19 protein-coding genes are annotated in these 25,848 nt (G+C 64.1%); 5 read left to right on the top strand and 14 right to left on the bottom strand.

The features are described from left to right. Nucleotides 1–34: 34 nt before the first annotated feature. From EJ072_RS36680 to EJ072_RS37270, 3 genes are all read right to left on the bottom strand, one after another. Nucleotides 35–823: a type I secretion C-terminal target domain-containing protein gene (locus EJ072_RS36680; RefSeq protein WP_245467242.1), complete on the bottom strand. Its 789-nt coding sequence runs from the start codon at nucleotides 821–823 to the stop codon at nucleotides 35–37. A gap of 483 nt (nucleotides 824–1,306) precedes the next feature. Beyond that, on the bottom strand, nucleotides 1,307–1,852 hold the full coding sequence (locus EJ072_RS07260) for an Ig-like domain-containing protein (protein WP_126079111.1): 546 nt from the start codon (nucleotides 1,850–1,852) through the stop codon (nucleotides 1,307–1,309). Then, nucleotides 1,735–6,798: an Ig-like domain-containing protein gene (locus EJ072_RS37270; RefSeq protein ID WP_189343240.1), complete on the bottom strand. Its 5,064-nt coding sequence runs from the start codon at nucleotides 6,796–6,798 to the stop codon at nucleotides 1,735–1,737. The genes EJ072_RS07260 and EJ072_RS37270 overlap by 118 nt, the downstream gene beginning before the upstream one ends. A gap of 350 nt (nucleotides 6,799–7,148) precedes the next feature. Between EJ072_RS37270 and EJ072_RS07250 the strand changes: the two genes are divergently transcribed. Continuing rightward, nucleotides 7,149–8,072 carry a transglutaminase-like cysteine peptidase gene (locus EJ072_RS07250; RefSeq protein ID WP_348526231.1) on the top strand — a complete coding sequence of 308 codons (924 nt, stop codon included), beginning with the start codon at nucleotides 7,149–7,151 and terminating at the stop codon, nucleotides 8,070–8,072. Between the two features lie 70 nt (nucleotides 8,073–8,142). Here EJ072_RS07250 and EJ072_RS07245 read toward each other — a convergent pair whose 3' ends face one another. From EJ072_RS07245 to EJ072_RS07230, 4 genes are read right to left on the bottom strand one after another with little or no spacing between them, the layout of a single operon-like run. After that, nucleotides 8,143–8,781 carry a ribbon-helix-helix domain-containing protein gene (locus EJ072_RS07245; protein WP_189342137.1) on the bottom strand — a complete coding sequence of 213 codons (639 nt, stop codon included), beginning with the start codon at nucleotides 8,779–8,781 and terminating at the stop codon, nucleotides 8,143–8,145. After that, nucleotides 8,771–10,060, bottom strand: coding sequence for an HlyD family type I secretion periplasmic adaptor subunit (locus tag EJ072_RS07240; RefSeq protein WP_042640892.1), 1,290 nt, complete (start codon nucleotides 10,058–10,060; stop codon nucleotides 8,771–8,773). Before EJ072_RS07240 ends, EJ072_RS07245 begins: the two co-directional genes overlap by 11 nt. A 13-nt stretch (nucleotides 10,061–10,073) precedes the next feature. Beyond that, nucleotides 10,074–12,206 carry a type I secretion system permease/ATPase gene (locus EJ072_RS07235; RefSeq protein WP_126079109.1) on the bottom strand — a complete coding sequence of 711 codons (2,133 nt, stop codon included), beginning with the start codon at nucleotides 12,204–12,206 and terminating at the stop codon, nucleotides 10,074–10,076. A 40-nt stretch (nucleotides 12,207–12,246) separates the two neighbouring features. After that, on the bottom strand, nucleotides 12,247–13,695 hold the full coding sequence (locus EJ072_RS07230) for a TolC family outer membrane protein (RefSeq protein WP_126079108.1): 1,449 nt from the start codon (nucleotides 13,693–13,695) through the stop codon (nucleotides 12,247–12,249). Nucleotides 13,696–14,107: 412 nt separating this feature from the next. Between EJ072_RS07230 and EJ072_RS07225 the strand changes: the two genes are divergently transcribed. Then, nucleotides 14,108–15,448 (top strand): NAD(P)H-dependent oxidoreductase, encoded by a 1,341-nt coding sequence (locus tag EJ072_RS07225; RefSeq protein WP_126079107.1) that lies wholly within the window; start codon nucleotides 14,108–14,110, stop codon nucleotides 15,446–15,448. Nucleotides 15,449–15,542: 94 nt separating this feature from the next. Here the strand turns inward: EJ072_RS07225 and EJ072_RS07220 are convergent, their stop codons facing one another. The 6 genes from EJ072_RS07220 to EJ072_RS07195 all read right to left on the bottom strand — a co-directional run bounded on the left by EJ072_RS07220 (nucleotide 15,543) and on the right by EJ072_RS07195 (nucleotide 21,391). Beyond that, complete coding sequence (locus EJ072_RS07220; RefSeq protein ID WP_126062533.1) at nucleotides 15,543–15,830, bottom strand: PTS sugar transporter subunit IIB; 288 nt, start codon at nucleotides 15,828–15,830, stop codon at nucleotides 15,543–15,545. Nucleotides 15,831–15,843: 13 nt separating this feature from the next. Beyond that, on the bottom strand, nucleotides 15,844–16,305 hold the full coding sequence (locus EJ072_RS07215; protein ID WP_126079106.1) for a PTS sugar transporter subunit IIA: 462 nt from the start codon (nucleotides 16,303–16,305) through the stop codon (nucleotides 15,844–15,846). A gap of 81 nt (nucleotides 16,306–16,386) precedes the next feature. After that, a complete protein-coding gene (locus EJ072_RS07210; RefSeq protein WP_126079105.1) occupies nucleotides 16,387–17,793 on the bottom strand; it encodes a PTS transporter subunit IIC in 1,407 nt (468 codons plus the stop codon). A 313-nt stretch (nucleotides 17,794–18,106) separates the two neighbouring features. Next, a complete protein-coding gene (gene proC / locus EJ072_RS07205) occupies nucleotides 18,107–18,922 on the bottom strand; it encodes a pyrroline-5-carboxylate reductase (protein WP_126079104.1) in 816 nt (271 codons plus the stop codon). A 182-nt stretch (nucleotides 18,923–19,104) separates the two neighbouring features. Then, nucleotides 19,105–20,424 (bottom strand): O-antigen ligase, encoded by a 1,320-nt coding sequence (locus EJ072_RS07200; protein ID WP_126079103.1) that lies wholly within the window; start codon nucleotides 20,422–20,424, stop codon nucleotides 19,105–19,107. After that, a complete protein-coding gene (locus tag EJ072_RS07195) occupies nucleotides 20,393–21,391 on the bottom strand; it encodes a glycosyltransferase (protein WP_126079102.1) in 999 nt (332 codons plus the stop codon). The genes EJ072_RS07200 and EJ072_RS07195 overlap by 32 nt, the downstream gene beginning before the upstream one ends. A gap of 170 nt (nucleotides 21,392–21,561) precedes the next feature. Between EJ072_RS07195 and EJ072_RS07190 the strand changes: the two genes are divergently transcribed. Genes EJ072_RS07190 through EJ072_RS07180 form a run of 3 tightly spaced genes read left to right on the top strand, consistent with a single transcriptional unit; the run spans nucleotide 21,562 to nucleotide 24,445 of the window. Next, the gene (locus EJ072_RS07190; RefSeq protein ID WP_126079101.1) at nucleotides 21,562–22,731 is read left to right on the top strand and encodes a glycosyltransferase family 4 protein; all 1,170 of its coding nucleotides are present in this window, start codon (nucleotides 21,562–21,564) and stop codon (nucleotides 22,729–22,731) included. Continuing rightward, nucleotides 22,728–23,522, top strand: coding sequence for a WecB/TagA/CpsF family glycosyltransferase (locus EJ072_RS07185; RefSeq protein WP_126079100.1), 795 nt, complete (start codon nucleotides 22,728–22,730; stop codon nucleotides 23,520–23,522). The genes EJ072_RS07190 and EJ072_RS07185 overlap by 4 nt, the downstream gene beginning before the upstream one ends. Next, nucleotides 23,519–24,445 (top strand): DUF6492 family protein, encoded by a 927-nt coding sequence (locus EJ072_RS07180; RefSeq protein WP_126079099.1) that lies wholly within the window; start codon nucleotides 23,519–23,521, stop codon nucleotides 24,443–24,445. Before EJ072_RS07185 ends, EJ072_RS07180 begins: the two co-directional genes overlap by 4 nt. Nucleotides 24,446–24,448: 3 nt before the next feature. Here EJ072_RS07180 and EJ072_RS07175 read toward each other — a convergent pair whose 3' ends face one another. Further along, complete coding sequence (locus EJ072_RS07175) at nucleotides 24,449–25,744, bottom strand: lipopolysaccharide biosynthesis protein (RefSeq protein WP_126079098.1); 1,296 nt, start codon at nucleotides 25,742–25,744, stop codon at nucleotides 24,449–24,451. Between the last annotated feature and the right edge of the window lie 104 nt (nucleotides 25,745–25,848).

Below are 25,848 nucleotides of genomic sequence, written 5' to 3'. Positions count from 1 at the left end.
CACCAAAGTTTGCGTCATCCAGACGATCGCATCGTCAGGTCACAGTCTCCGTATGGGTCGGCTGATTGTGATCATAGAGGATGCTGATTACAGAGCCGCTTGCAACTCCCGTCAACGAGGCCACCTCGACCATGCTTCCGCCAGCCGCCGTGCCATTGTTGTCAACCATCACATGAGCCGCGCCGCCCGAGAAGGTAACATCGATCGAGGAACCTGCCTGCGCATCGGTAGTCGGCGCGCCGGCACCTAGTGATTTGAGGAGATCAGACAGGTCAATAACATCCTGGCCGGGTGTGTAGTCCGCGATTACATCGGCCACGTGGACCGAAAGCTTGGATGGATCGATCACAAACGTATCGTTGCCCGAGCCGCCGGTGAGGTGATTGAAGCCCAGCCCACCGATCAGGATGTCGTTGCCAGCGGCACCGTCCAGGAAGTCGTTGCCTGCGCCGCCGACCAGCGTGTCATTGCCGCCGGTGCCAAGGAGATTGTCGTCTCCGGAAGTGCCCGCGATGGACTCGACCGTCAGCTGACTGCCTGCTGTGCCATCGATGTGGACATTGAAGGTCTGCGTCGAGACATCGCCGTCGCCATCCGTGATCGATACGTTGATGCCGTTGAAGTCCAGATCTGACGGCGGCGCTTCTGACTGCGAGCCGACCTCGACGCCGTTTAGACGGAATCCGCCGCTATTTGAGGCATCGCTGAGGACTTTGACCGCGTAAATGTCGTCGCCGACTACATAATTGGCGGTACCCGCGACAGCCGACCAGTTAAGCTGGCTGATCTGAATTACCTGGCCGGACGTCACGTTGAGCGTCACCTGGTCATAATGCGTGGCATCGGTGTAAACCAGGACGGTGATCTGGCCGTCGACATGCCGCCGTGTAGCCCTCGGTCGTGAACTTGAAATCGTCGACGCTATGGGGGGTCGTATTGTTACTATCGGTTGACGATGCGTTATGGATCGCCGGAGATTCGCTGTTGCCGGCCGCTCGCTGCCCGCCGGCAGCCTTCTATGACCAGCGCGTCGGTGGGGGCCGGTGACGGTGACGTTGTGACAGTGATGTCGGCGTCACGTCAGGTGTCGGTCGCCGTCGGTGATGGTGTAGACGAAGTGGTCGACCGCATTGCGGTGACCGCGTTGGGTGGCTGTATAGTGTAGGAGCCGTTGGCGTGAGCACCAGCGTGCCGTACTGGCCACGATGCGGCGCGCCGAGATTGCCGCTCACCGTTGGACGTTCGAGCCGTGGCAGCGGTCACCGCGCCGCCGGTCCGCGCCGTCGGCGCAACTGCCGTTCGTCGGTCAGACGTGCCGGACTTGCGACCTTCCGAGACGCTGTTGTGTCGGCATGCGCGTCGGCACGTCGTCGACGATGTCGACCAGGATGGTGCCGGTGGTGGTGTTGCCGTGAGCGTCGGTCACCGTATAGGTGAAGCTGTCCTTGTCCTGTTCGGTGGTGATGCCGTTGTTGGCGGTCGCGCCGTCATAGGTCTTGGTCAGCGTGTAGGTGTAGGTGCCGTCGGCGTTGAGCACCAGGTTGCCGTAGCTGCCGGTGGCCGATGAGTTGAGCGTGTAGGTATATGGTCCAGTGCCGCCGGCCGGCGTGATGGCGCCGTTGAAGATCTCGCTGTTGCCGGCCGCGTCGCTGCCCGCCGGCAAGCCCTTCTCATAGACCAGCGCGTCGGTGTCGGAGGCGGTGACGGTGACGTTGTTGACAGTGATGTCGAGCGTCACGGTCGAGGTGTCGCCGTCGCCGTCGGTGATGGTGTAGACGAAGTGATCGACCGCATTGGCGGTGACCGCGTTGGGGTTGGCTGTATAGGTGTAGGAGCCGTTGGCGTTGAGCACCAGCGTGCCGTACTGGCCCAGATGCCGGCGCCGCCGAGATTGCCGCTCACCGGGTTGGAGACGTTCGAGCCCGTGGCCACGCCGGTCACCGCGCCGCCGGGTGCCGCGCCGTCGGCGCCAAGCACGTCCGCCGTTCCGTCGGTCAGCACGTTGCCCGAGACTTGCGAGCCTTCCGAGACGCTGTTGGTGTCGGCATGCGCCGTCGGCACGTCGTCGACGATGTCGACCAGGATGGTGCCGGTGGTGGTGTTGCCGTGAGCGTCGGTCACCGTATAGGTGAAGCTGTCCTTGTCCTGTTCGGTGGTGATGCCGTTGTTGGCGGTCGCGCCGTCATAGGTCTTGGTCAGCGTGTAGGTGTAGGTGCCGTCGGCGTTGAGCACCAGGTTGCCGTAGCTGCCGGTGGCCGATGAGTTGAGCGTGTAGGTATATGGTCCAGTGCCGCCGGCCGGCGTGATGGCGCCGTTGAAGATCTCGCTGTTGCCGGCCGCGTCGCTGCCCGCCGGCAAGCCCTTCTCATAGACCAGCGCGTCGGTGTCGGAGGCGGTGACGGTGACGTTGTTGACAGTGATGTCGAGCGTCACGGTCGAGGTGTCGCCGTCGCCGTCGGTGATGGTGTAGACGAAGTGGTCGACCGCATTGGCGGTGACCGCGTTGGGGTTGGCTGTATAGGTGTAGGAGCCGTTGGCGTTGAGCACCAGCGTGCCGTACTGGCCCACGATGCCGGCGCCGCCGAGATTGCCGCTCACCGGGTTGGAGACGTTCGAGCCGGTGGCCACGCCGGTCACCGCGCCGCCGGGTGCCGCGCCGTCGGCGCCAAGCACGTCCGCCGTTCCGTCGGTCAGCACGTTGCCCGAGACTTGCGAGCCTTCCGAGACGCTGTTGGTGTCGGCATGCGCCGTCGGCACGTCGTCGACGATGTCGACCAGGATGGTGCCGGTGGTGGTGTTGCCGTGAGCGTCGGTCACCGTATAGGTGAAGCTGTCCTTGTCCTGTTCGGTGGTGATGCCGTTGTTGGCGGTCGCGCCGTCATAGGTCTTGGTCAGCGTGTAGGTGTAGGTGCCGTCGGCGTTGAGCACCAGGTTGCCGTAGCTGCCGGTGGCCGATGAGTTGAGCGTGTAGGTATATGGTCCAGTGCCGCCGGCCGGCGTGATGGCGCCGTTGAAGATCTCGCTGTTGCCGGCCGCGTCGCTGCCCGCCGGCAAGCCCTTCTCATAGACCAGCGCGTCGGTGTCGGAGGCGGTGACGGTGACGTTGTTGACAGTGATGTCGAGCGTCACGGTCGAGGTGTCGCCGTCGCCGTCGGTGATGGTGTAGACGAAGTGGTCGACCGCATTGGCGGTGACCGCGTTGGGGTTGGCTGTATAGGTGTAGGAGCCGTTGGCGTTGAGCACCAGCGTGCCGTACTGGCCCACGATGCCGGCGCCGCCGAGATTGCCGCTCACCGGGTTGGAGACGTTCGAGCCGGTGGCCACGCCGGTCACCGCGCCGCCGGGTGCCGCGCCGTCGGCGCCAAGCACGTCCGCCGTTCCGTCGGTCAGCACGTTGCCCGAGACTTGCGAGCCTTCCGAGACGCTGTTGGTGTCGGCATGCGCCGTCGGCACGTCGTCGACGATGTCGACCAGGATGGTGCCGGTGGTGGTGTTGCCGTGAGCGTCGGTCACCGTATAGGTGAAGCTGTCCTTGTCCTGTTCGGTGGTGATGCCGTTGTTGGCGGTCGCGCCGTCATAGGTCTTGGTCAGCGTGTAGGTGTAGGTGCCGTCGGCGTTGAGCACCAGGTTGCCGTAGCTGCCGGTGGCCGATGAGTTGAGCGTGTAGGTATATGGTCCAGTGCCGCCGGCCGGCGTGATGGCGCCGTTGAAGATCTCGCTGTTGCCGGCCGCGTCGCTGCCCGCCGGCAAGCCCTTCTCATAGACCAGCGCGTCGGTGTCGGAGGCGGTGACGGTGACGTTGTTGACAGTGATGTCGAGCGTCACGGTCGAGGTGTCGCCGTCGCCGTCGGTGATGGTGTAGACGAAGTGATCGACCGCATTGGCGGTGACCGCGTTGGGGTTGGCTGTATAGGTGTAGGAGCCGTTGGCGTTGAGCACCAGCGTGCCGTACTGGCCCAAGATGCCGGCGCCGCCGAGATTGCCGCTCACCGGGTTGGAGACGTTCGAGCCCGTGGCCACGCCGGTCACCGCGCCGCCGGGTGCCGCGCCGTCGGCGCCAAGCACGTCCGCCGTTCCGTCGGTCAGCACGTTGCCCGAGACTTGCGAGCCTTCCGAGACGCTGTTGGTGTCGGCATGCGCCGTCGGCACGTCGTCGACGATGTCGACCAGGATGGTGCCGGTGGTGGTGTTGCCGTGAGCGTCGGTCACCGTATAGGTGAAGCTGTCCTTGTCCTGTTCGGTGGTGATGCCGTTGTTGGCGGTCGCGCCGTCATAGGTCTTGGTCAGCGTGTAGGTGTAGGTGCCGTCGGCGTTGAGCACCAGGTTGCCGTAGCTGCCGGTGGCCGATGAGTTGAGCGTGTAGGTATATGGTCCAGTGCCGCCGGCCGGCGTGATGGCGCCGTTGAAGATCTCGCTGTTGCCGGCCGCGTCGCTGCCCGCCGGCAAGCCCTTCTCATAGACCAGCGCGTCGGTGTCGGAGGCGGTGACGGTGACGTTGTTGACAGTGATGTCGAGCGTCACGGTCGAGGTGTCGCCGTCGCCGTCGGTGATGGTGTAGACGAAGTGGTCGACCGCATTGGCGGTGACCGCGTTGGGGTTGGCTGTATAGGTGTAGGAGCCGTTGGCGTTGAGGATCAGCGTGCCGTACTGGCCCACGATGCCGGCGCCGCCGAGATTGCCGCTCACCGGGTTCGAGACGTTCGAGCCGGTGGCCACGCCGGTCACCGCGCCGCCGGGTGCCGCGCCGTCGGCGCCAAGCACGTCCGCCGTTCCGTCGGTCAGCACGTTGCCCGAGACTTGCGAGCCTTCCGAGACGCTGTTGGAGTCGGCATGCGCCGTCGGCACGTCGTCGACAATATTGACGGAGAGCGTGCTGTTGGCGCTCTGGCCGTCAAGGTCGGTCAGAGTGACGTCGAAATTCTCGAACAGGCTGTTGGTGCCCTGAATGGCGGAATGCTCTTCATTATCGACGAGCGTGTAGGTGTAGGTGACCTCACCGGTGGCGGCATTGTAGGCCGTCACCTCCAGCGTGTTGCCTAGCGCCGTCGTGAAGGAACCGCCGGTAAACTGGCCATTGGTGATGAAGTCGTGTCCGCCGATGTTCAGCGAGGCAATGCCGTCGGGCGAGTGAATGGTGAAGGTGCCGCCCTGGGTGGTGCTTTCCTTTGAAGGGTCGGAGCCGGCTGACTCGCCGGGGCCGCGGCCGGCCAAGAGGTCGTCCTCGTTGACGACGACGTCGCCGCCGTTGGCTTCCGGCGTCAGGTCGCTGATCTCCGGGGTCGAATTGCCGATCGAGATCGTCAGCGTAGTGTGCGAGGTGTCGCCGTCGCCGTCCTTGATCGTATAGGTGAAGACGTCGTTGACGCCTCCCGGCGTGTTGGCGTCACGCACATAGGTGTAGGTGCCGTCGGCGTGGAGCGTCAGCTTGCCGTAGGCGCCCTGGACCTGCACGTCGAGCGTGCTCGCGTCGTCCAGATCGGCGTTTGTCGTGCCCTTGGCAACGCCGACGACCTTGGCCCCGTCCGCACCCTGGACGTCCTTGACGCCGTCCGTAGTGTTGCTGTCGCCCGCATCGGTGCCGCCGAGTAGCACATTGCCGGTCGCCGGGCCGAGCTGGCCTGCCGCCACGCTGTCGGTGTCGGCGACCGCCGTCGGCACGTCGTCGATGATGGCAACGGCAAACGTGGTGCTGGCCGTATCGCCGTCGGAATCGGTGACGGTGATGCTGAAATTGTCAGGAATCGTGTCGTTCTGGTCGTATCCGTCCGTATTTACAGGATGCGTGACCGATTCGGTGACGGTATAATTGTATTCGACGACCCCGGTGCTCGTGTTCAGCGAGACGATGGTGATGTAGCCAAACTGGCCCTGGATCTGCTGTCCGACGGCGGTGACGGCAACGCCGTTGATGACGATCGATCCGATGCCGTCCGGCGCGTCGATGGTGATCGTTCCATTGCTTGACGTTTCCGCGTCGCTCGGCGCGTCGCTGCCCGGCGACTGTTGCGGCCCACCGTTCAAGCCGGTTTCGCTGGCCGCCTCGGTCGGGCTGAGCAGCGACACCGCTACGACGGAAATGCCCCTGTCGACGAGCCCCGGGAACAGCTCGCGATGCTCGGGCTGGCCGAACTGCAATGCGGTGGGCGGCAACAACGCCGTCAGGCCGAAGCCGTCGCCGATACCGCCGGGAGGTACCGAAAAGTTTCCGCCCGCGCTACCTGGCGCGCCATTTCCGCCGGCCGAGATCGAGCCGTCGGCGCCGAAGGCGACATCGACATGGCTTGTCTCCAGCGCGGCGATGAGCGCGACGCGCGGCACCTCGACATCGCCGAGGATGAAGGTCGGCACGTTGAGTGCGCCGTCCTTGATGACGATCTCGGATCCGTCGGGCTGCACCAGCACCAGATTGTGTCCGTCGACCTTGATGTTGTCGATCGAGACATTGGCCGGGAGCTTCACGACATTGCCGGCTTCGGCGTGATATTCATGCGGCACGTTCGCGGCCGCGGCATTCGTCGCCGGCGCGTTTGCGGCCGGTGCGTTTCCTTGGACGGCATTGGAAGCCGGAGCGTTCGAGGCAGGCGCATTCGCATCGGCTGCCGGCTGGTTCGCTGCCGGCGCATTGGCCGCGCCCTGCGTCGGCGCGCCGCTGCCGACATCGACCGGCACGGGCTCGCTCGCCGCCTGGCCGGTGGTCGCCTGCGCCACCTGGACACCCGTCGAGTTATGGTTTTCAGCGGCGCTGCTGTGCTCGTCCCAGGAATTTGAAACGGCGTCGAATTCGATATTGGTCGTCATAGCTCAAGCCCCTCCGGCATTTCCCGGCAAGAGACATGTGAGGCCCGGACTTTGCAACAGACCTTCCATCTATTTCATATATCCAAATATGTAGAGAATCGCATTTTTTACACTTGGTAAATTGCGATGATATATCCAGTTATGCACGATCCTAAGCGGCGCGGGATAGGCCGCGGCGCGCGGTGCTGGTTTGGTAAATGAAAGTATAAATTTGAATAAAATTTGACAAAAAATGGAATAGCGTGATTCGCCGAAACTTACCCACCTTCCTTTCCGATAATTTGAGACAAGATTGGTAGTGTCCACAGTCAAAGGTGGGCGTTATGAAAATACAAAAAGCAGCCCCGGGAATGACGGGGATCAAGGTACTCTTGCTGGCTGCCGGCCTTGCCGGCTTCGCAAATCCATCATCCGCCAGCGCGAATTCGAGCCCGGAACCGGCCCTGCAGAAGGTGGTTGCGCCGGCGAGCCTCGGTGGCGTTTCGCTGGCCCGGCCGCAGCCCTGGCAGCCAGCTGTCGCATACCGCACCGCGGACATTTCGACTGGCTACGCGCCGGCGGCCGAGGTTGAAGCGCTTTCCGCCGCCAAGGCCGAACCCGGCATAGACCCGATCCATACCGCCGCGATCATCCCCGGTGTCTTCGGCTCCGTCGCCTTGTCGATGCGCAACTTCCCGGTAGCGGCGCGCTGGGCTCCCGTCTACAAGGCCATCGTCGACTGCACGGCGGGCAGCCCTTGCGACCATGAGAGTCCGGCTTTCTCCGAGATCATCGACATTGCCGCCGGCAAGGGCTTTCGCGACAAGCTGTCCTTCGTCAACTCAAGCATCAACCGCCTGATCGCCTATCGCAAGGACAGCGCCGTCTACGGCAAGCTCGACTATTGGGCAAAGCCTTCGGAAATCCTCGAGCATCGCGCAGGCGATTGCGAGGACTTCGCCATACTCAAGATGGCGGCGCTGCTCAGGGCCGGCATTCCGGCGCAGAGCATGTCGCTGGTGGTGCTCCAGGATCGCCGCCGCAAGTTCTTCCATGCCGTGCTGTCGGTCAGCACGGGAAGCGGCGCCTTCATCCTCGACAGCCTGGGCAATGCGGTCCTGCGCGACAGCGACCTGCCCGACTATGTTCCGCTCTATTCCTTCAGCACCGATCGCGCCTGGATCCACGGATCGAAGTCCGGCGCGCAGATCGCCGACATCGCCGGCGGCTTCGCGACGGTGGCGCCCGGCGAAGGATCGCCGGAATCGTCATTGGCTTCGGATATGAGGCAATAGACTGGGGCGGGTCGCCTTTTCGCGACACGCAGAAGCACAGGAAATCGCTGCGCGTTCTTCCTGAGGTACGCTACCCGTTGAAGACAAAGGCCATCAGAAGTTCCGGCTCGGCGACAGGCGCGCGCACGGCGCTGAGCTGGCCACGATAGCGCCGCTCGCCGGCGCCGATGACGAAGCCGCTGGTGACCGGCGTTTCGCCATTGGCGTCGAGCCTGGCGAAGATATCGGTGACGTTGAGATCGAGCGCCAGCTTCAAATCCTGCCGCCCATCCTCTCCGGGCGCGCTCGGCAACTGTCGCCTGACCAGTTGCTGGAACGGCGTGTTGAAGGCCAGGATCTTCTTCGACGACGACAGCGCGAAAGCCGGTGATGGGCAGGCGACCAGGATCGCGTTGATCGTGCGGATCGAGGCGAGCTTGCGCAATTTCATGCTTTCCTCGGCAAGACCGCGCATGCAGGCGACCCGGATCGCCGAGGTGAGGTTGCCCTCGGGATGATGCTCGGCGATCTCCTCGACCAGCATACCGATCGTGCATTTGCGGCTTTCCGCCATGTGCTTCAGCGACACCCAGAAGGCGCGCTCCAGCCGGATGCCGCGACGTACGCCGCCGCGCGCCACGACGCGGAATTCCGGGCCGAAATCCTCGGCCGCGAGCGCCGGCAGCAGCCGTTCGCGCGGAGTGTCCGGGCGCATTGCGCTATCGTTCACTCATCGCCTCCTGACGCGCCTTGTTGATCGGCTTCAAGAGATAGTTGAGGATCGTCTTGCGTCCGGTCTTGATGTCGACCGAGCAGATCATGCCGGGGATGATCGAATAGGTCTTGCCGTTCCTCGTCAGCGTCGACTTCTCGGTGGCGACGCGCACCTGATAATAGGGCTCGCCGGTCTTCTGGTCGACGAGACTGTCGGCGGTGATGTTGGAGACCTTGCCCTCGATGCCGCCGAAGATCGAGAAATCATAGGCCGTGACCTTGATCAGCGCCTCCTGGTTCGGCTGGATGAAGGCAACGTCGCGCGGCGAAACCCGAGCCTCGACCAGCAGCGTCTCGGATGTCGGCACGATGCCGGCCACGACCGCGCCCGGCTGCACGAAGGCGCCGAGCGTGTTGACGTCGAGCGTGTTGACGATGCCGTCGACCGGCGAGCGTATATCGGTGCGCGCGACCTTGTCGGTGGCGCCGCGGATGGTTTCGTCGACGACGGAAAGGTCGGCAAGCGCCTGCGTCAGGTCGCTCAGCGCCTCTTGCTGCAATTGCAGGCCGAGCTCGTTCACCTGAAGCTGCGCTTCGGTGATTGCCGCCTGGGTCTTCTTGATGGTCTCTCCGGCGAGTGCCAGCTGTCCGTGCAGGTCGGTCTGCTCGCGCTCGACGCGGATCTGCTCGGTCCTGGCCATCAGGCCCTTCTTGACCATGGGTTCCACCAGCGCCGCTTCCTGGTCGGTCACGGCCAGGCTCTTGGCCAGGCGGTCTGAATTGGCGGTGGCCTCGTCCAGCTCCTTCTCGCGCTGGTCGAGGCGCGATTTGAGAACCGACAACTTGACCTCGAAATTGTCGCGGCGCGCGACGAGCAGCTTTTGCTCGTTGTCGCAAATTTCCGGCGCAACCGTCTGGATTTCCGTGGGGCAGGGGAAGGCCCCTTCGACATTGCCGCTCTGCTCGAACTGCAGCCGCGCGATGCGTGCCTGCAGCGCTCGCGCCTTGGCCTTCTCCTCGCCCAGGCTCGACGTGTTGCCCGAATTGTCGAGACGGATGATGAGGTCGTTCTTCTTGACGGTCTGGCCGATCTGGACGGCGATCTCCTGCACGACGCCGGGTTCGCTGGCTTGGATGACCTGCGTCTTCGAGGCGGGTATCACCTTGCCTTCGCCGCGCGCGATCTCGTCCACCTCGGCAAATGATGCCCAGCCCGTGAAGCACACGAACAGGGCGCCGACGATGTAGACGGACGCGGAGGCGAAAAGAGGTGGCCGGTCTTCCCTTGCAAGCATGTCTGCGTTCCGGTCAGGCACTGCCTTTCTGCAGCGCCTGGATGACTTGTTCCTTTGGCCCGTCGGCGACGACGCGGCCTTGCTCGATGACGATGAGGCGGTCGGCAAGCTCCAGCATGCTGTAGCGATGGGTCGATACGATCAGCGTCGTGTTGCGGTCGAACGCCACCTTGAGCTGCTTGATCAACTGCCGTTCCGAGGCGAGGTCCATCGAACCCGACGGCTCGTCGAGGAAGACGATCGTCGGCTTCGTCAAAAGCAGCCGGGCGATTGCCACCGACTGTCTTTGCCCGCCCGAGAGATTGGTGCCGCGCTCGCCGACATTCATGTCGTAGCCGCGCGGGTGCCGCGAGACGAAGTCGTCGACGCCCGCGGCCTTCGCCGCGTCGATGATCTCCCCGTCGGTCGCTTCCGGCGCCGCCATCAGGAGGTTCTCCTTGATGGTTCCCGAAAACAGGTCGCCGGCCTGCGCGACGATGCCGACCGCGGCGCGAACCTCCGACGGATGGTATTGGCGGATGTCGATGCCGTCGATGAGCAGTTCCCCCGACGTGGGCAGGAAAAGCCGGCCGATCAGGCGGCCCATCGTGGTCTTGCCGGAACCGATGCGGCCGATGATGCCCACCCGCTCGCCGGGCCTGACCGTGATGTTGAGCCCGCTCAGAACCTCGTTTTCCGTGCCGGGATAGGCGAAACCGACATTCCTGAAGACGAGCGCGCCGCTGCGGATCGGCCGGTTGACGAAACCGACCGTGTCGGGGCGGTCCTCCGGCTGCGACATGATCGTGTTGATGATCCTGAGCGACAGCATGGCCTGCCGAAAACGCGCAAGCGTGATCGCGATCTGGCCGAGCGGCGCCACGGCGCGGCCGGCGAGCATCACGGTGCCGATGATGGCGCCCGTCGAGACCTGTCCCTCGGAGAAGGCATAGGCGCCGGCCACAACCAGGGCGACTGTCACGAATTGCTGGATGGCGCCGGTGATGTTGCCTGCCGCCGCCGAGAGCTCCTTGATCTTCTCCGAGGTGTTGGCCGCGTTCTTCGAGTGCTCGCCCCATTTGCGCAGCAGATAGGCCTCGGCGCGCAGCGACTTGATCGTCTCCAGCGTGGAAATGGATTCGACCAGCAGGGCCTGGCGCTGCGATGCCTCGTTCATCGAGGCCGCGACCCGCTTGCCGATCCGCCGCTGCGTCATCAGCCCGACGATGACGGAGATGATGAAAGCCAGCGCCGGTATGATCACCAGCCAGCCGCCGATGGCATAGATCACAGCCAGGAAGACGAACACGAACATCGTGTCGATGAAGACGCTGATGGTGTTCGAGGTGAAGAACTCGCGCACGAACTCGTATTGCGTGACACGGTTTGCGTATTCGCCGGTCGATCCGGGCCGGGCCGAAAGCGAGGAATTCAGCACCTTTTCGAACAGCAGATAGGATATCCGCAAATCCGCCTTGCGTCCGGCATAGTCGATCAGCGACGCCCTGGCCGTCTTGAGCAGCAGGTCGAACAGGATGGCCGCGCCGATGCCGAGCGCCAGCACCCAAAGCGTGGAGATCGCCTTGTTCGGCAGGATGCGGTCGTAGACATTCATGGTGAAGATCGGCGAGGCGATCGCCAAAAGATTGATGAAGACCGCCGACAGCACCACCTTGGAATAGGTGCGCCAGAACGCCCCCATGGTGCCGGTCAGCCAGTGGCGCCTTTCGATCCGCGCGGCCGTGCCGACGGTCATCTCTTCGGCCGTGTTGCCATAGGTGATCGAAAAGGACGTGCCGCCGCTGATGTAGTTCTCGGCGAGTTCCGCCCTGTCGATCGTGGTGCGGCCGTTTTCCTGGGGCGCCGTCAGATATTGCCCGCCCTCCACTTCCGCCAGCAGCGCGATCGGCAATTGGCTGACGCGGAAGACAATCGCCGGGAGATCGAAGCGGCCGCGCAGGAAATCGCGATGGCTGAAATCCTGGACCTCCAGTCCGATGCGCTCGGCCAGATGGCGGATTTCATCCGGCTCGATGCGCGTCTCCGAAATCGGCACGCCGGCAAACAGCACCGTTTCCGCGCTCGGCCTGCCGAGATAGGCCGCAACAGCGCAGAAGCAGGCTTTGAAAGCCTCCTTGGGCGATAAGATATGAGGTTGTTGGTTCACGATCCGCCCCGAAGGACTGCAAGATCGATGCTTACATCGTCTACTTTTTCCTGACCGGCGCGAGGATGTCGAACGGCAGATCGTTCTTCTGCTCCGACGGCGTGCGCGCATAGGTCTCGGTATCGGCCGTGGCCGGCACACCGAATTCCTCACGAGCGTAGGCCGCGGACTGCTTGGCCGGCTGGATGTTGAGCGTCTTCAGCAATTCGCCGGTCGCGGCCAGCAGCCGGTATTCCGCGAACAGCGATGCGTAGGACGACGTGTCGGCCAGTGTCGCGGTGTTGAAGCGCGTGTTCTGGGCATCGAGCACATCGAGCAGCGAGCGCTGTCCGACCTTGAACTGTTCGCGATAGGACGCGACGAGCTTTTCGTTGGTGGCTGCCTGCTGCCGCAGCGTCTTTGCGAGATCCGCCTGGCGGAAGCGTCGGTCCCACGAGGTGCGGACGGCTTCCTCGATTTCGCGCAGCACCTGGTGCAGCGCAAGACGCTGCTCGCTGGTGCGGCGGATCTGTTCCTGCTCGTTGGCCTTGTCGATGCCGCCGCGGTACAGATTCCAGCGCAGCACCACCCGAGCCTGCAGGTCGCTGGTGTCGCCATTATCGCCATCGATATCAGACCCGCCGCGGGCAACACCCTCGGCGGTGATCGTCGGACCGTATTTCGCCCGCGCCGCATCGACCAGCGAGGCCGCGGCGTCGATATCGCTGTTGGCCATATGGACACGCGGATTGTTCTGCCTGGCAAGCCCGATCGCGTCGTCCAGCGACCGCGGCAGGGCGGCCGAGACATCGGCCGGCCGCGATGGGCTGGTCAGCGGCTTGCCGACATTCTTGAAGAAGCGGATCTTGGCCGCCTCGAGTTCTTCGGTTGCCTCCTGCATCCGCGCCTTGGCGGCAAAAAGGCGTTCCTCGGCCTGCTGCCGGTCGGCGTCGTTGAGCGCGCCGCCCGCGATGCCTTGCTTGATGTCGCTGAGAATGGACTGATGGAAGCCAAGGTTCTTCTTGGCCTCGGCCACGATCGAAGCCTGCAGCATGTATTCCAGATAGTCCTGGACGACCGCGAGCCCGATGAACTCGGACCGCTCCAGAACCCTGAAGGAAGCTCCGTCGACCCGCGAGGCCTGGCGGTTCAGCTCCGCGCGTCGCGCGCCGCTGTCGTAAAGCGTCTGCGAGACGGTGAGGTCGGCCTCGTTCGGATAGAGGGCTCTGTGATCCTCGTCGAGCGCGCGCCGTGTGTCATTGTCCAGGCGGCGAACGCCGGTCGAGGCTTCCAGATCGACGCTGGGAAGATAAAGGCCTTTCGCCTGGCGCAACTCGAATTCGATCGCTTCGCGGTTTTCGATCGCCTGGCCAATCTCCGGATTGGATTCCACTGCGACGGCAACGGCTTCTTTGAGTGTGAGTGCGCTGGCGCTACCGCAAGCCAACATCGACACCGTGACGGCAAGCGCAAGGCGCCAGCCGACGGTCACTTTACCCGTCCTGGTCATATCTACCCCGTGACTATCCCCGCGCCATTGTTTTTTATTGGCGCTTATTTGCCCAAGCCTGCCACCGGAGCTTTCGACCAGTGTCTATCAGATTTTTCGCGGTTGTGAGCATATAATGGATTAGACACCCCTCAAAATTGCAATTCCAGGCATTAGGGCCGGAGCCTGTAGCAAAAATGGCACAGAAACCGAGTGCGCCCGTCCGAGCTTTTCCAGCTCAAAGCGCGCTGCAATGGTTAACGGTCTGAAAGAAACGGCGAATCGTGCGGCCGCCATGCACAAGCTCCCGCGAAATCTGCCGCGGCCTTGCAAAGCATTCGCAAGAAATCGCCATCTCGGGCTGGTTTGATTTGGCAAACGCGGATCGTTCCCTGTATTGCGGGCCGGAGCAAAAAGCCGTGAGTTTTCTTGCATGACCAATATCGCCTTGACCGGGCTTGCCCGCGATCTCGCCCGCCGCGCCGCCGAGGGCAGGCCGGTGCGCGTCGGTGTCATCGGCTCCGGCGAGATGGGGACCGATCTGGTTACCCAGGGTATGCTGATGCCGGGCATATCGATCGCCGCCATCTCCACGCGGCGCCCGCATACCGCCCGCGAGGCGGTCCGCATCGCCTATGGCGACGAGGCGATGGCGGTAGAGGCCGAAACCGCTTCCAAGGTCACCCGGGCGATCGAAGACGGCCGGATCGCCATCACCTCGAACGAGATGCTGGTCACCAACCCGCTGATCGACGTGATCATCGACGCCACCGGCAAGCCGGGCGTCGCCGCCGATTTCGATCTGATGGCCATGGAACATGGCAAGCATCTGGTGATGATGAATGTCGAGGCCGACGTGACCATCGGCTGTTACCTGAAGCAGCAGGCCGACCGGCTGGGAGTGGTCTACTCCGTCGGCGCCGGCGACGAGCCGTCAAGCTGCATGGAACTGATCGAATTCGCCTCGGCGCTTGGGTTAAGCATCGTCGCGGCGGGCAAGGGCAAGAACAATCCGCTCAACCATGACGCCGTTCCGGACGACTACCGGGAAGAGGCCGCGCGCCGGAACATGAACCCGCGCATGCTGGTCGAATTCGTCGACGGCTCGAAGACCATGGTCGAGATGTGCGCCATCGCCAATGCCACCGGCCTGGTCCCGGATATCCCGGGCATGCATGGCCCCAGGGCCGATCGCGATCAACTGGCCAAGGTGCTGATCCCGAAAGCCGATGGCGGCCTCCTCTCCCGGAAAGGCGTCGTCGACTACACGATCGGCAAGGGCGTGGCGCCCGGCGTCTTCGTCATCGTCGAGGCGATCCATCCCCGCGTCGTCGAGCGCATGGACGATCTCCATGTCGGCAAGGGCCCTTATTATGGCCTGTTCCGGCCCTATCACCTGACTTCTCTGGAGGTTCCGCTGACCGCCGCCCGCATCATGCTCTATGGCAAGCCCGACATGGTGCCGCTGCCGAGGCCGGTGGCGGAGGTCTGCGCGGTGGCCAAGCGCGACCTTGCCGCCGGGGAGACCTTCGATGCCATCGGCGAGACCTGCTACCGCTCCTGGACCATGACCGTTGGCGATGCCCGGGCAAGCCGCGCCGTGCCGGTCGGCTTGCTCGAAGGCGGCAAGGTGCTGAAGCCGGTGAAGAAGGGCGAGTTGTTGACCGAGGACAATGCCGCGCCGGACCGGACGACGAGGCTCTACGCCCTGCGCCGGCTGCAGGACGACATGCTCCACGGAGCGAAGATCGCTTCGCCGGCCCTGTCAGGCTGAACCGGCTCTATCCCTTTGTTTTGACGCAATTCCGGACGGAAGGTTACGGCGAAGGCGCCGAATTTAACCGCTCACACTTTTTCCTGGAATTGCTCTATTTGCGCAGTTCCGCCTCGATCTCGTCCAGCGCCTTGTCCTTGCCGATGCCGGTGAGGAAGGGGAGCCCCTTGATCACCGGCTTCTTCACGGATGCCGAGATCGGTGTGGTGGCAACGATGAAATCGACGTTGTCGGCCAGTCCGGGCACTTCCGTTGCCTTGGCCTGCTGCGCATGAAAGGTGAGGCCGCGCTTCTTCATCGCTTCGGTCACCGCCGCATTGACCGCGGTCGAGGTCGCGACGCCCGTGCCGCAGGCAAAAAGAATGGTTTTCTGTCTGGACATGTTCTTTCCTTTGTCAGCCGAGAATGGCGCGGACGTCGTCGAAGGTCCTGGCCGTCCTCAAGCCATCCAGCGCCGCGGGATTCTGGATGGTGACCATGACGGTCTGCAGCGTGTCAATCTGCTTGTCCTTGTCATTGATGGCAAGCAGGAAGACGAGGCCCACCGGCAGCTTCTCGTCGGGATCTTCCATATTGGCGAAGGTGACGGGCCGCTTGAGCGTGCCCATCGCGACACCCGGCTTCAGCACATGTTCGGGGTCGGTATGCGGAACCGCGACATTGTCGGCGCGCTCCAGCGGCAGGCCTGTCGGGATCGTCATCTCACGCCGCACGACAGCGTCGGCGTAGCTGCTCTTGACGTAGCCCAACGCCTCCAGCCTGGCGGCCAGGATGCGGATGATCTCCTCATTGGTCGAGGCGTCGGAGCCAAGGACGACTGCCTCGGGGTCCAGGAGTTGGATCAGGCCGTTCGACAAGGGTCACTCCATTGATGCGGACCGTGCGCCCGCCGTGTGGCTCGGGCGCACAGGTCATTGTCAGTTCAGGATGGGGCCGGCTCAGGCGGTGCCTTCGGCCGGCTCGTCCTCGGCGCCTGCCGCGCGCTCCCAGCCGAGCGGATTGCGGCGGTAGAACAGGAACAGCGCAGCGATCACCACCGCGATGACGACGATGCCGATCACGCCGAGCCCCTGGATCGCTTCGATGATCACATAGGGAACCCAGAGGAAGCCGTCGACCACCGAGGTGATCTGCAGCGCATCCGCCGGCAGCTTGAAGCCGGAGGCGACGGCTGCACTCGTGAACAGCGGCGCCAGCGCGTTGGCGACGTAGAAGCCGACGGCGAGCGTCACCGTGCCGATGACAACCATGCGGAAGACATTGCCCCTGACCAGCGGCGCGGTCATCGCGACGATGAACGGGATGACGGCAAGGTCGGCGAACAGGATGACGCGGTTGCCGGGCAGGATGATCGACAGGATGATCGCGATCGGCACCAGGATCAGCGACGACGAGATCGCGGCGGGGTGACCGATCAGGATGGCCGAGTCGAGCCCGACCTGCAGCTCGCGGTCGCCTGTGCGCTTGCGCACGAATTCCTGTGCGGCGTCCGAGACCGGCAGCAGGCCCTCCGTCAGGATCTTCACCATGCGCGGCAGGAGCAGCATCACCGCCGCCAGCGTCATGCCGGTGCCGAGCACCTTGGCCAGCACCGTGCCGAGATCGCCAGCGTTGTAGAAGGCGATCAGGCCGAGCACCAGGCCAATGATCAGCCCGAGTATCACCGGCTCGCCGAACACGCCGAAGCGGCGTTCGATGGTTTCGGTGCTGATGTTGATGCGGTTGATGCCCGGGATGCGATCCATGATCCAGTTGAGGATGATGGCGATCGGGAGGATCTGCGCCGAGGCGAGATGCGGCACGGAAATGCCCGGCACGCCGTAGAACTGCTGCACCGCGCGCGCCGACCAGTCGGCGAAGAGCAGCGCAAGTGCCGCGACAAGCGCCGCGATGATGATGCCGTAGGCCAGATTGTTGGTGGCGGCGACGACCAGCGAGCCGACGAAGGCGAAATGCCAGAAGTTCCAGACGTCGACATTGAGCGTGCGTGTCATGCGCGTGAGCAGGAGCGCGATGTTGACCAGGATGCCGACCGGGATGACCCAAAGGCCGACCGACGAGCCGAAGGCGATCGCGGCGGCAGACGGCCAGCCGACATCGATGATGTCGCGATGGATGCCGGTGTTGGTGACGATCGCCTTGGCCACGTAGCCGATAGAGGCGAACATCAGGCCGAGCACGAGGTTGATGCCGATGAAGGCGACGCCGATCGTGATGGCGGCGCGGAATGCCTTGCTGACCTTGGCTCCAAGGATCACGGCGATGATGAAAATGACGATCGGCAAGAGCACAGTCGCGCCGAGCGTGTCGATGGCTCCCTTTAAGCCTGCAAGTATGGTGTCCATTCTACCTCCCCAGGGGCATCGGCTTCGGCTCGAAGCGTGAATGATGCCCGCAACTCAATGACGCCTCGACCCTCCCGGCCAAGGCACTCCCCACTCGCCGACGAGGACGGAATGCTCAGTCAAGATGAGTGAACATTTGCCTTTGTCAGCGAACGAAAGTTTTATCTGGGCGGTCTATGCCAAAGTCAATCGGCAATCCTTTGGGCCAAAGGGAAACCCACCGATTGTTCGGGAAATCGGTTAGCCGATATGGCAATCGTCGATCAGGCCTGGTGGATTTGGCGCATCCCAGGCTGGATTGTTTGTCGGATCGCTACTTGCCGAGCTCTATCGACCGCAGCCGCGCCGCTTCCACGGCTTCGGTGACGAGCTTTGTCAGGCGGTCGCCGCCCATCAGCACGCCGAGCGCGGCGGCGGTCGTGCCGTTGGGGCTGGTCACCTGCTGACGCAGCACGCCCGGCTCCTCGTCGCTTTCAGCGGCGAGCGAGGCGGCGCCGAAGACGGTCTGCATGGCGAGCAGCTTCGCGGTCTCGGCCGGCAGGCCGGCCTTCTCGGCCGCAACGGTCAGCGCTTCGATGAAGTGGAAGACATAGGCCGGGCCGGAGCCGGAGACGGCCGTCACCGCGTCCATGAGGCCCTCGTCGTCGATCGTCGTCACGACGCCGCTTGCCGAAAGCAGCTCAAGGACGAAGCGCCGGACGTCATCGGAGACCAGCGGGTTGGAAAACACCACCATCATGCCCTTGCCGATCGCGGCCGGCGTGTTCGGCATGCAACGGATGACCGGCGCGAGCTCGCCCAGGATTTCCTCGAAGGTGGCGACCGGCGTGCCGGCGGCAATGCTGACGAAAGTCGTCCTGCCATCGCCGAAGCGCTTGTACTGCGCCGTCACGTCGCGGATCACCTGCGGCTTTACTGCGATGACGACGAGGTCTGGCACGGCATCGGCCGGAATGGCCCCGGCGTCGGCGGAAACGCGGCAGCCGAGATGTTCGGCCCGCTGGCGCAGTTCCGCGTTGGGCTCGACCACGAACACCGCCGACGGCTCGAGCCTTGCGGACTTCAGCCAGCCCGAGAGCATGGCGTAACCCATATTGCCGCAGCCGGCGAGAACGAGCCTGATCGTCATCAAGATCTCCTTAGCATGGCTCTCCTTAGACGCTTGCGCGGCCAGCGAAAAGCCCAGCATGAGGAAGATCGATCGTCCAGGATTGAGTGCAATTCCGCGGAAAGGGCGAGCGGCTTTCCGCACGCAACTGCGTCAGGACGGAGATAGCGGGGTTCGCCGTTCCGGTGAAATGGTGAAACGCTCTATCGCGACAGGCGAACCGGGATCGGCCGCAGCGAGACTTGCCTGAGGCCAAGCACGCCGAGAACGAAAAACAGCCAGACCGGATCGCCGCGATGGAAGAAGAAGCTTTCCAGGAAGCCGTTCAGCGCCGTGAACAGCACCACCATCATGAAGAAGTCGCCGAGGAAGATGTTTTCCTTGCGCGGCAGGATGCGCATGTAATCGCGCAACGGGGCGATCAGGAAGGTGTAGACGGCGACGCAGAGCGCCGGGATGCCCATCAGCACGGCGATGTCGAGATAACCGTCATGGCCATGCACGATGGTGCGGATGTCCCAGGGCCTGTCGAAGGGCTGGTCCTGGTTGAGCAGCAGTGGCGTCCCCCAGAAGCTTTCGTAGCCGTAGCCGGTCCACGGCTTCTTCGCCAGCATCTCGCCGGCGAACTCCCAAAGCGTCGTACGCCCCGTATAGGTGAGATCGGGGAAATAGATCGCCGCCAGATGCTTCACCGGCGGGATGAAGACGATGCCGAGCGTGCCGACCGCGGTCGCGACGATCGCCAGCGCGAACAGGATCGGCGTGCCGAGCCGCATGCCGATGAGGCTGGGCAGCACGACGATCATGATCGAGAACGGCACAAGTCCGGCGGTCGTCTTGGAGCCGGTGTGGAGCATGAAGATCATCGCGGCGCAGAAGATGCCGGCGCCCCACCAGCGCTGGCCGCGTCGGAACAGATAGAGCCCGGCGAAACTGAAACAGGCCATCACCGGCCCGGCGATGTTCTTGTGCGTGAAGACCCCGCGCCACAGGCCGGCATGCTCCGGCTCCTGCGAGTCGGCGGTGTGCAGGGCCTCATGCGGGAAGACGACCAGGCCGATATAGGAAAGGCCGATCACCACGACGGCGGTGAAGATGATCACGCGGGCGAAGGAATCGGCGTCGCGCGGCAGCACCAGGATCGTCGCCATGGTGATGATGCCGATCATGGTGAAGGAGGCGGCGCGCATCGCCACCGGCGGATCAGTGGCGAGCACCACCGACAGGAAGAAGAAGCCCAGCATCAGCGCCCAGGAGGGGCTGACCAGCGAACGCACCACGCGCGGATCGGCAAAGGCGAGCAGCGAGAAGATCGAGATCGCGCCGAGCGAGCCGAAGCCGAGCTGGTTGACGATGTCGCCGCCGTCGCCGGTGAGTTCCGCTCCCGCCGGCTGGAAAGGCCGGAACGAGACCATGATGACGGTGAACAGGAGCGCGGCGATCGCCGTCGCCACACCTTCCTTGGTGAAGGCGGCGCCGAGCGGCGCGCGCTCAATTCTTCTCAGGCTGTCGGTACTGCTCATTGGCATATCCGAATTCGGCAAGCACCCGGCCGAGCGCGACATAGACCGGGTAGAGGCCGGTCGTCAGCGAGCCGGTTCGCGCCAGCCGGATGGCGCCACGGAGCGGTGAGGCCGCGAGCAGCGCCAGGCTTTTGAGAAACACTTTGAGGCCGGCAAGCGGCGTGCCGGCGCGTTTCTTCTTTTCGACCAGCGTCGAGATCACGCCATTGCGCAGGCTGCGGGCGCGGATCCAATCGGCCTCGACGCGCCGGGCCGGCACGGTCTCGTTGACTTTTGCCTCGGCGCACCAGCCGAGCACGAAGCCTTTCTGCGCGGAACGGCTGAGGAAGTCGGAATCGCCGCCGCCCATGAAATTGAACCTGAGATCGAGGAAGGGCGGTCCCATGGCCTTCAGCACGTTGCGTCCCACCAGCAAATTGCCGGACGAATAGAGCGCCGGAACGCGACCGGTTTCCCGGTAGGGCGGCGCGAACACCGGGTGCTCGGCCCATCGGGCGTGGCTCGGATCGGCGAAGACCGGCACTTGCGGGCCACCGACGATGTCGGCGCGAAGCGTCTCGGCGGCCTTGCACATGCGCTCCAACCAGTCCGGCTCGGCGATCTCGTCATCGTCGATGACAAGAAGGTGCTTGAAGTTGGGAAACTGCAGGATCGCCGTCTGCCAGCCGGCATTGTAGGCGCTGCAATTGCCGCGCTCATGCGCGACGATCACAAGTCCCGGCATCTCGCCGCTCTCGAACAGCGGCAGCACGGCGGCGGCACCCTCGCGCGCCTCGGCCTCGTTTTCCATGACGATGACGGCGAAGCGCCGGCCGGTACGCTGCGCCTTGAGCGAAGCCAGGGTTTCCAGCACCTGCTGCGGCCGCTTGAAGGTCGGCAGCGTCACCACCGCCTCGACAGTCTCGGCGGCAAGCTCCGGCGACCGTCCCGCGATCGATACAGAAGCGTCGGACGGCAAAGGGATCATCCGTTTTTGAGCAGCGTGGGTTTGCGCCCTCGATAGCATCGCGGTGATAACGTTTCGTTAATCACCTTCTCGCCCGGCTGTCGGAAAAGCCGGGTCTTTGGCCTTTGACGGTGCCATTTAATCAAGGCTTCACCGCGTTTTGCTACCGGCTGCACCTAAGGATAGGTGAGATGCATCTGCTGTTCGCCACATCGATCGTGCCCGATGGCGCTCTCGCCTCAGGCTACGAGATTGCCAATGCCGCGACCATCGACGCGCTGCGGCGCGCCGGCGTGCGCGTGACCGTGATCGGCTTCATCTGGCCAGGCAAGACCCCGTCCGATCCGCAAAACACCATCGTGCTCGACGCCGTCGAGGTCCGCACCGAAAGCGCTTCGCCGCTGCAAAAACTTGTCTGGCTCGGCAAGGCGGTTTCCTCCGGCCTGACCTTTTCGTCGGTCAAGCTGCGTGTCGTCTCTGAGGCGCAAACCCGCGCCGCCATCGATCGCGCCGGTCCCTTCGACGGCTATATCCTGAATTCGGTGCAGTTCGCCGGCGCGTTCGAGAAGGTTCTCGCTGACCGTCCATTCGTCTTCGTCGCGCACAATGTCGAGCATCGCTCGGCCGAGGAAAATGCCGCCGCGGCGGGCAGCGCGCTGCAGCGCTGGATGTTCCGCCGCGAGGCCAGGCTGCTCAAGGTCATGGAGGAGCGCCTTTGCGGCGCGGCGCGCTTCGTCTTCACGCTGGCCGAGGAAGACCGCGCGGCACTTGGCGTCGCCTCCGACACACGCTCGGCGGTGCTGCCGCTGGTGACCCGTGCGCAGGCGCCGATAAAGGCGACGCGACATATCGATTGCGACGCCGCGCTGATCGGCACCTGGACCTGGCAGCCCAACCGCATCGGGCTCGACTGGTTCCTGACCAAGGTCGTGCCGCATCTGAAGCCGGATTTCCGCATCAGGATCGCCGGCAGCATACCTTCCAGCATCAGTTCGCCGCATCCTGGCGTCTCCTTCGTCGGCAGGGTTCCGGACGCGCAGGCCTTCGTGCGCGGCGCCGCCGTTATTCCCCTGATCAGCACCGCCGGCAGCGGCGTGCAGTTGAAGACCATCGAGGCCTTCGAGCTCGGCCTGCCGTCCGTCGCCACCAGCCGCTCGCTGCGCGGCATCGGCTATCGCCCCGACAATTGCGTGGTGACCGACGACCCGATCGCTTTCGCCGCCGCCCTCCAGGCGGCCGCGGCCAATATCCGCGACGTCGATGGCAGCGCGTTCCACCGCCGCCAGCTCAAGGCGCTCGACGCCGCGATCGGGCATGGCCTGGAGAAGCTCGGCGCCGTCAGGCAGGAGGTCGCCGCATGAACATGCACACCGCGCGCGCCGCCTTCGGCTTCGATACGCTCAAGACCATCCTGGGCATTCCGGTGCTGGCCATACGCTGGGACGAGGCCATCGCCTTGCTCACCAGGCTGATCGACGAGCGCCGCTTCACCAAGGTGAGCTTCCTCAACGCCCACAACGCCAACCTGACCTGCACCGACCCGGTCTTTGCCGAGGCGCTGGAAAACTTCCTTATCCTTCCCGATGGCGTCGGCGTCGACATGGCGGCCAAGCTGCTTTACGGCGCCCCTTTTCCCAGCAATCTCAACGGCACCGATTTCATTCCGGCTTTCCTGCAGGCCGCGTCGCACCCGCTGACGGTGGCGCTGCTCGGCACGACGCGCGCCAATGCCGAAGCTGCATGCGCGAAGCTGTCGACGCTCGCCATGCAGCACAATTTCGTCGTCATCCATGACGGCTTCTTCTCTGCCGCTGAGGAGCCGGCGATCCTCGAGCGCATCGCCAGGCTGCGGCCGGACGTGCTGCTTGTGGCGATGGGCGTGCCGCGCCAGGAATTGTGGATCGAGCGCCATATCGACAGTCGCCATTGCACGCTGCCGGTCGCCGTCGGCGCGCTGCTCGATTTCATGAGCGGCTCGGTGCCGCGCGCGCCGTTATGGCTGCGCTGCCTGCGGCTGGAATGGCTGTTCCGCCTGTGGATCGAACCCGGCCGCCTGTGGCGGCGCTACATCGTCGGCAATCCGCTCTTCCTGTGGCGTGTCGTCAAGCAGAAGCTGTCGCTCGGGCCACGACCGCTGGGGGCACGCCGGTGAACAGCCGCTTCGTGCCGGATACGTCTACCGCAATCGAACCGCTGCCGCGCGTACCCCTGGCCGCGATCGTCACGGCAAGCTACGCCCCCGATTTCGAACGCTGCCGGCTTTTGTGCGAAACCATCGACCGCCACGTCGCCGGCATGGCGCATCATTACATCCTGACCGAACATCGCGACGTCGCGTTGTTTCGCCAGCTGGAATCCGGCCGCCGCAGCGTTGTCGACGAGCGGGACCTGTTGCCGCGCTGGCTGCGCGCGTTTGACGATCCGCTGAGCGGTTTCCGCCGCCGCATCTGGCTGAGCCTGAAAACACAGCCGCTGCGCGGCTGGCATGTGCAGCAGCTGCGCCGCATCGCCATTGCCGGCCACGCCAAGGAAGACGTGCTCGTCTTCTGCGATTCCGATGTCGCCTTCCTGAAACCCTTCGACGCGAACGCCTTCTGGCGCGACGGCAAGGTGCGGCTGTTCCGCCGCGACGGCATGCTATCGAACGACGGCCATGACCAGCATCGCATCTGGTCGCGCAATGCGGGCACAGCACTCGGCATCGATCCCGCCAATCCATCGTGCCACGACTACATCTCGACGCTGATCGCCTGGCGCCGCGAGACGGTCAACGCGATGTGCGAGCGCATCGAGAAGGTGCATGGCCGCGAATGGGTCAGCGTGGTCGGTTCGGCGCGAAAATTCTCCGAATGCATGATCTATGGCCGCTACGTCGACGATGTGCTCGACGGTGCCGGCCATTTCCACGGCTCGGAGGAGTTCTGCCGCGTCCACTGGAACGGCGCGCCGCTCTCGGATGACCAGTTCCGCCGCTTCGTCGACACCATGGCGCCGGAACAGGTGGCGATCGGCATGCAGTCCTTCATCGGTACCGACATCGGCCGCATCCGCCGCCTGATCGGGCTTGCTGCGTAAGGCTCAGATGGCTTTGGCCGGCCGGCGCATCGCCGAATAGGTCAACAATGTCGAGGCAAGATAAAGCAGCAGGAAGACGATGTTGAGCGACAGGACCAGATTGGCCGTGTCGGGGATGGTCGTCAGCACATAGGTGAGCAGAACCGCCTTGAATCCGGCGAGCAGGCCAAGATTGATTGCCCTGACCGCCGTCTGGCCACGCGCGAACAGAAGCTCGGCCTGGTATTCGACAAGGTTGCGCAGTCCCGGCACGCAGACGGCGAGCGCCACCAGCGGCGCTGCCTCGGCGACATTCCTGCCGAGCGCGTTGGGGAAGAAGTGCAGCACGATGCCGAGCGACGCCAGCGCCAGCGTCGAGACCAGGAACACGCCGCACTCGATGCCGCTCTTCACCGCCAGCCGCGACAGCAGCTCCGGCGCCCGCATCATGCGCTGCACCAGCATCATCGAGAAAGTGCGGATCGGGATCGCGGTGAGATCGACCAGCCGCATGATGATGGCGTAGATGCCGGCCAGATGCGGCCCGCCGATCGACAGCACCAGCAGCTTGTCGAACTCCATCTGCAGGTAGAACAGCACTTCGGATCCGGCGACATAGATGGAATCGGCGAGCCGCCGGAAATACAGCTCGGCGCGCAGCCTCAGCCGCTGGCCCGGATAGAAGAAGGCGAAGGCGACGATCAGCGAAGCGGCATTGGCGCCGATGTAGAACAGCGACCAGACGCCGATCGTATGCTGCGCGGCTAGCATGAACAGGATGGCGCCGACTGCCCGAAGCGCTGTCGCCAGAATGGCGAGCACCGCCGCCCGCCCGAACTTGCCGAGCCCGTTGTTGACGATCAGGGCCACCTCGACCGGCCGCCACAACAGCGCCTCGGCGAAGACGATCGCCGCAAAGGCCGTCAGCGGCACGGTGTCGGCAAAGAAGATCAGGTAGACGATGTAGGAGGCGGCGGCGAGGAATGGCAGCGAGAGGACGCCGAGAAGCAGGAAACCGGCGGTGAATGTGCCGATCAGGTTGGGGCGGATCGTGGCGGTGCGGTAGAGCGCCGAGATGAAGCCGAAGGCGAGGATGCGTGACAGCATGATGCCGGCGGCCGAGGCTGTCGCGAACATGCCGAATTCGGCGATCGAAAGCGTGTTGGCCAAGGCGACGAAATAGGCAAGCGAGAACACCAGCCGGCCGCCGGCGCCGCTGATGGCCGAGAGATAGTCGAATACCAGTTTCCGGCGGGTGGCCACGAAGTGGCCGATCCGCGCGAAGCTCCGCCTTTGCGGCATGTCGCTGGCCTGGGTCATATCCGGGGCGATAGATAGGCTGGAAAGTTTAACGCGGCGTTCTGGCGCCTGTGCTGGCGGCGCCGGAATGCCGCGAGCAAGGCGAGAAACCGTGGGAGTGCGGA

It is taken from the genome of Mesorhizobium sp. M2A.F.Ca.ET.046.03.2.1 (assembly GCF_003952425.1).
Lineage (GTDB): Bacteria > Pseudomonadota > Alphaproteobacteria > Rhizobiales > Rhizobiaceae > Mesorhizobium.
Note: the sequence above shows the minus strand (reverse complement) of the source record. Positions and strands in the feature narration are given on the sequence as shown.

Bases quoted from the DNA above. Each gene is read 5' to 3' on its own strand.
- EJ072_RS37270 (WP_189343240.1), bottom strand. From the start codon at position 6,798: ATGACGACCAATATCGAATTCGACGCCGTTTCAAATTCCTGGGACGAG.
- EJ072_RS07200 (WP_126079103.1), bottom strand. From the start codon at position 20,424: ATGAGCAGTACCGACAGCCTGAGAAGAATTGAGCGCGCGCCGCTCGGC.
- EJ072_RS07195 (WP_126079102.1), bottom strand. From the start codon at position 21,391: ATGATCCCTTTGCCGTCCGACGCTTCTGTATCGATCGCGGGACGGTCG.
- EJ072_RS07175 (WP_126079098.1), bottom strand. From the start codon at position 25,744: ATGACCCAGGCCAGCGACATGCCGCAAAGGCGGAGCTTCGCGCGGATC.
- EJ072_RS07240 (WP_042640892.1), bottom strand. From the start codon at position 10,060: ATGCTTGCAAGGGAAGACCGGCCACCTCTTTTCGCCTCCGCGTCCGTC.
- EJ072_RS07220 (WP_126062533.1), bottom strand. From the start codon at position 15,830: ATGTCCAGACAGAAAACCATTCTTTTTGCCTGCGGCACGGGCGTCGCG.
- proC (WP_126079104.1), bottom strand. From the start codon at position 18,922: ATGACGATCAGGCTCGTTCTCGCCGGCTGCGGCAATATGGGTTACGCC.
- EJ072_RS07230 (WP_126079108.1), bottom strand. From the start codon at position 13,695: ATGACCAGGACGGGTAAAGTGACCGTCGGCTGGCGCCTTGCGCTTGCC.
- EJ072_RS07250 (WP_348526231.1), top strand. From the start codon at position 7,149: ATGACGGGGATCAAGGTACTCTTGCTGGCTGCCGGCCTTGCCGGCTTC.
- EJ072_RS07185 (WP_126079100.1), top strand. From the start codon at position 22,728: ATGAACATGCACACCGCGCGCGCCGCCTTCGGCTTCGATACGCTCAAG.
- EJ072_RS07225 (WP_126079107.1), top strand. From the start codon at position 14,108: ATGACCAATATCGCCTTGACCGGGCTTGCCCGCGATCTCGCCCGCCGC.
- EJ072_RS07190 (WP_126079101.1), top strand. From the start codon at position 21,562: ATGCATCTGCTGTTCGCCACATCGATCGTGCCCGATGGCGCTCTCGCC.
- EJ072_RS07210 (WP_126079105.1), bottom strand. From the start codon at position 17,793: ATGGACACCATACTTGCAGGCTTAAAGGGAGCCATCGACACGCTCGGC.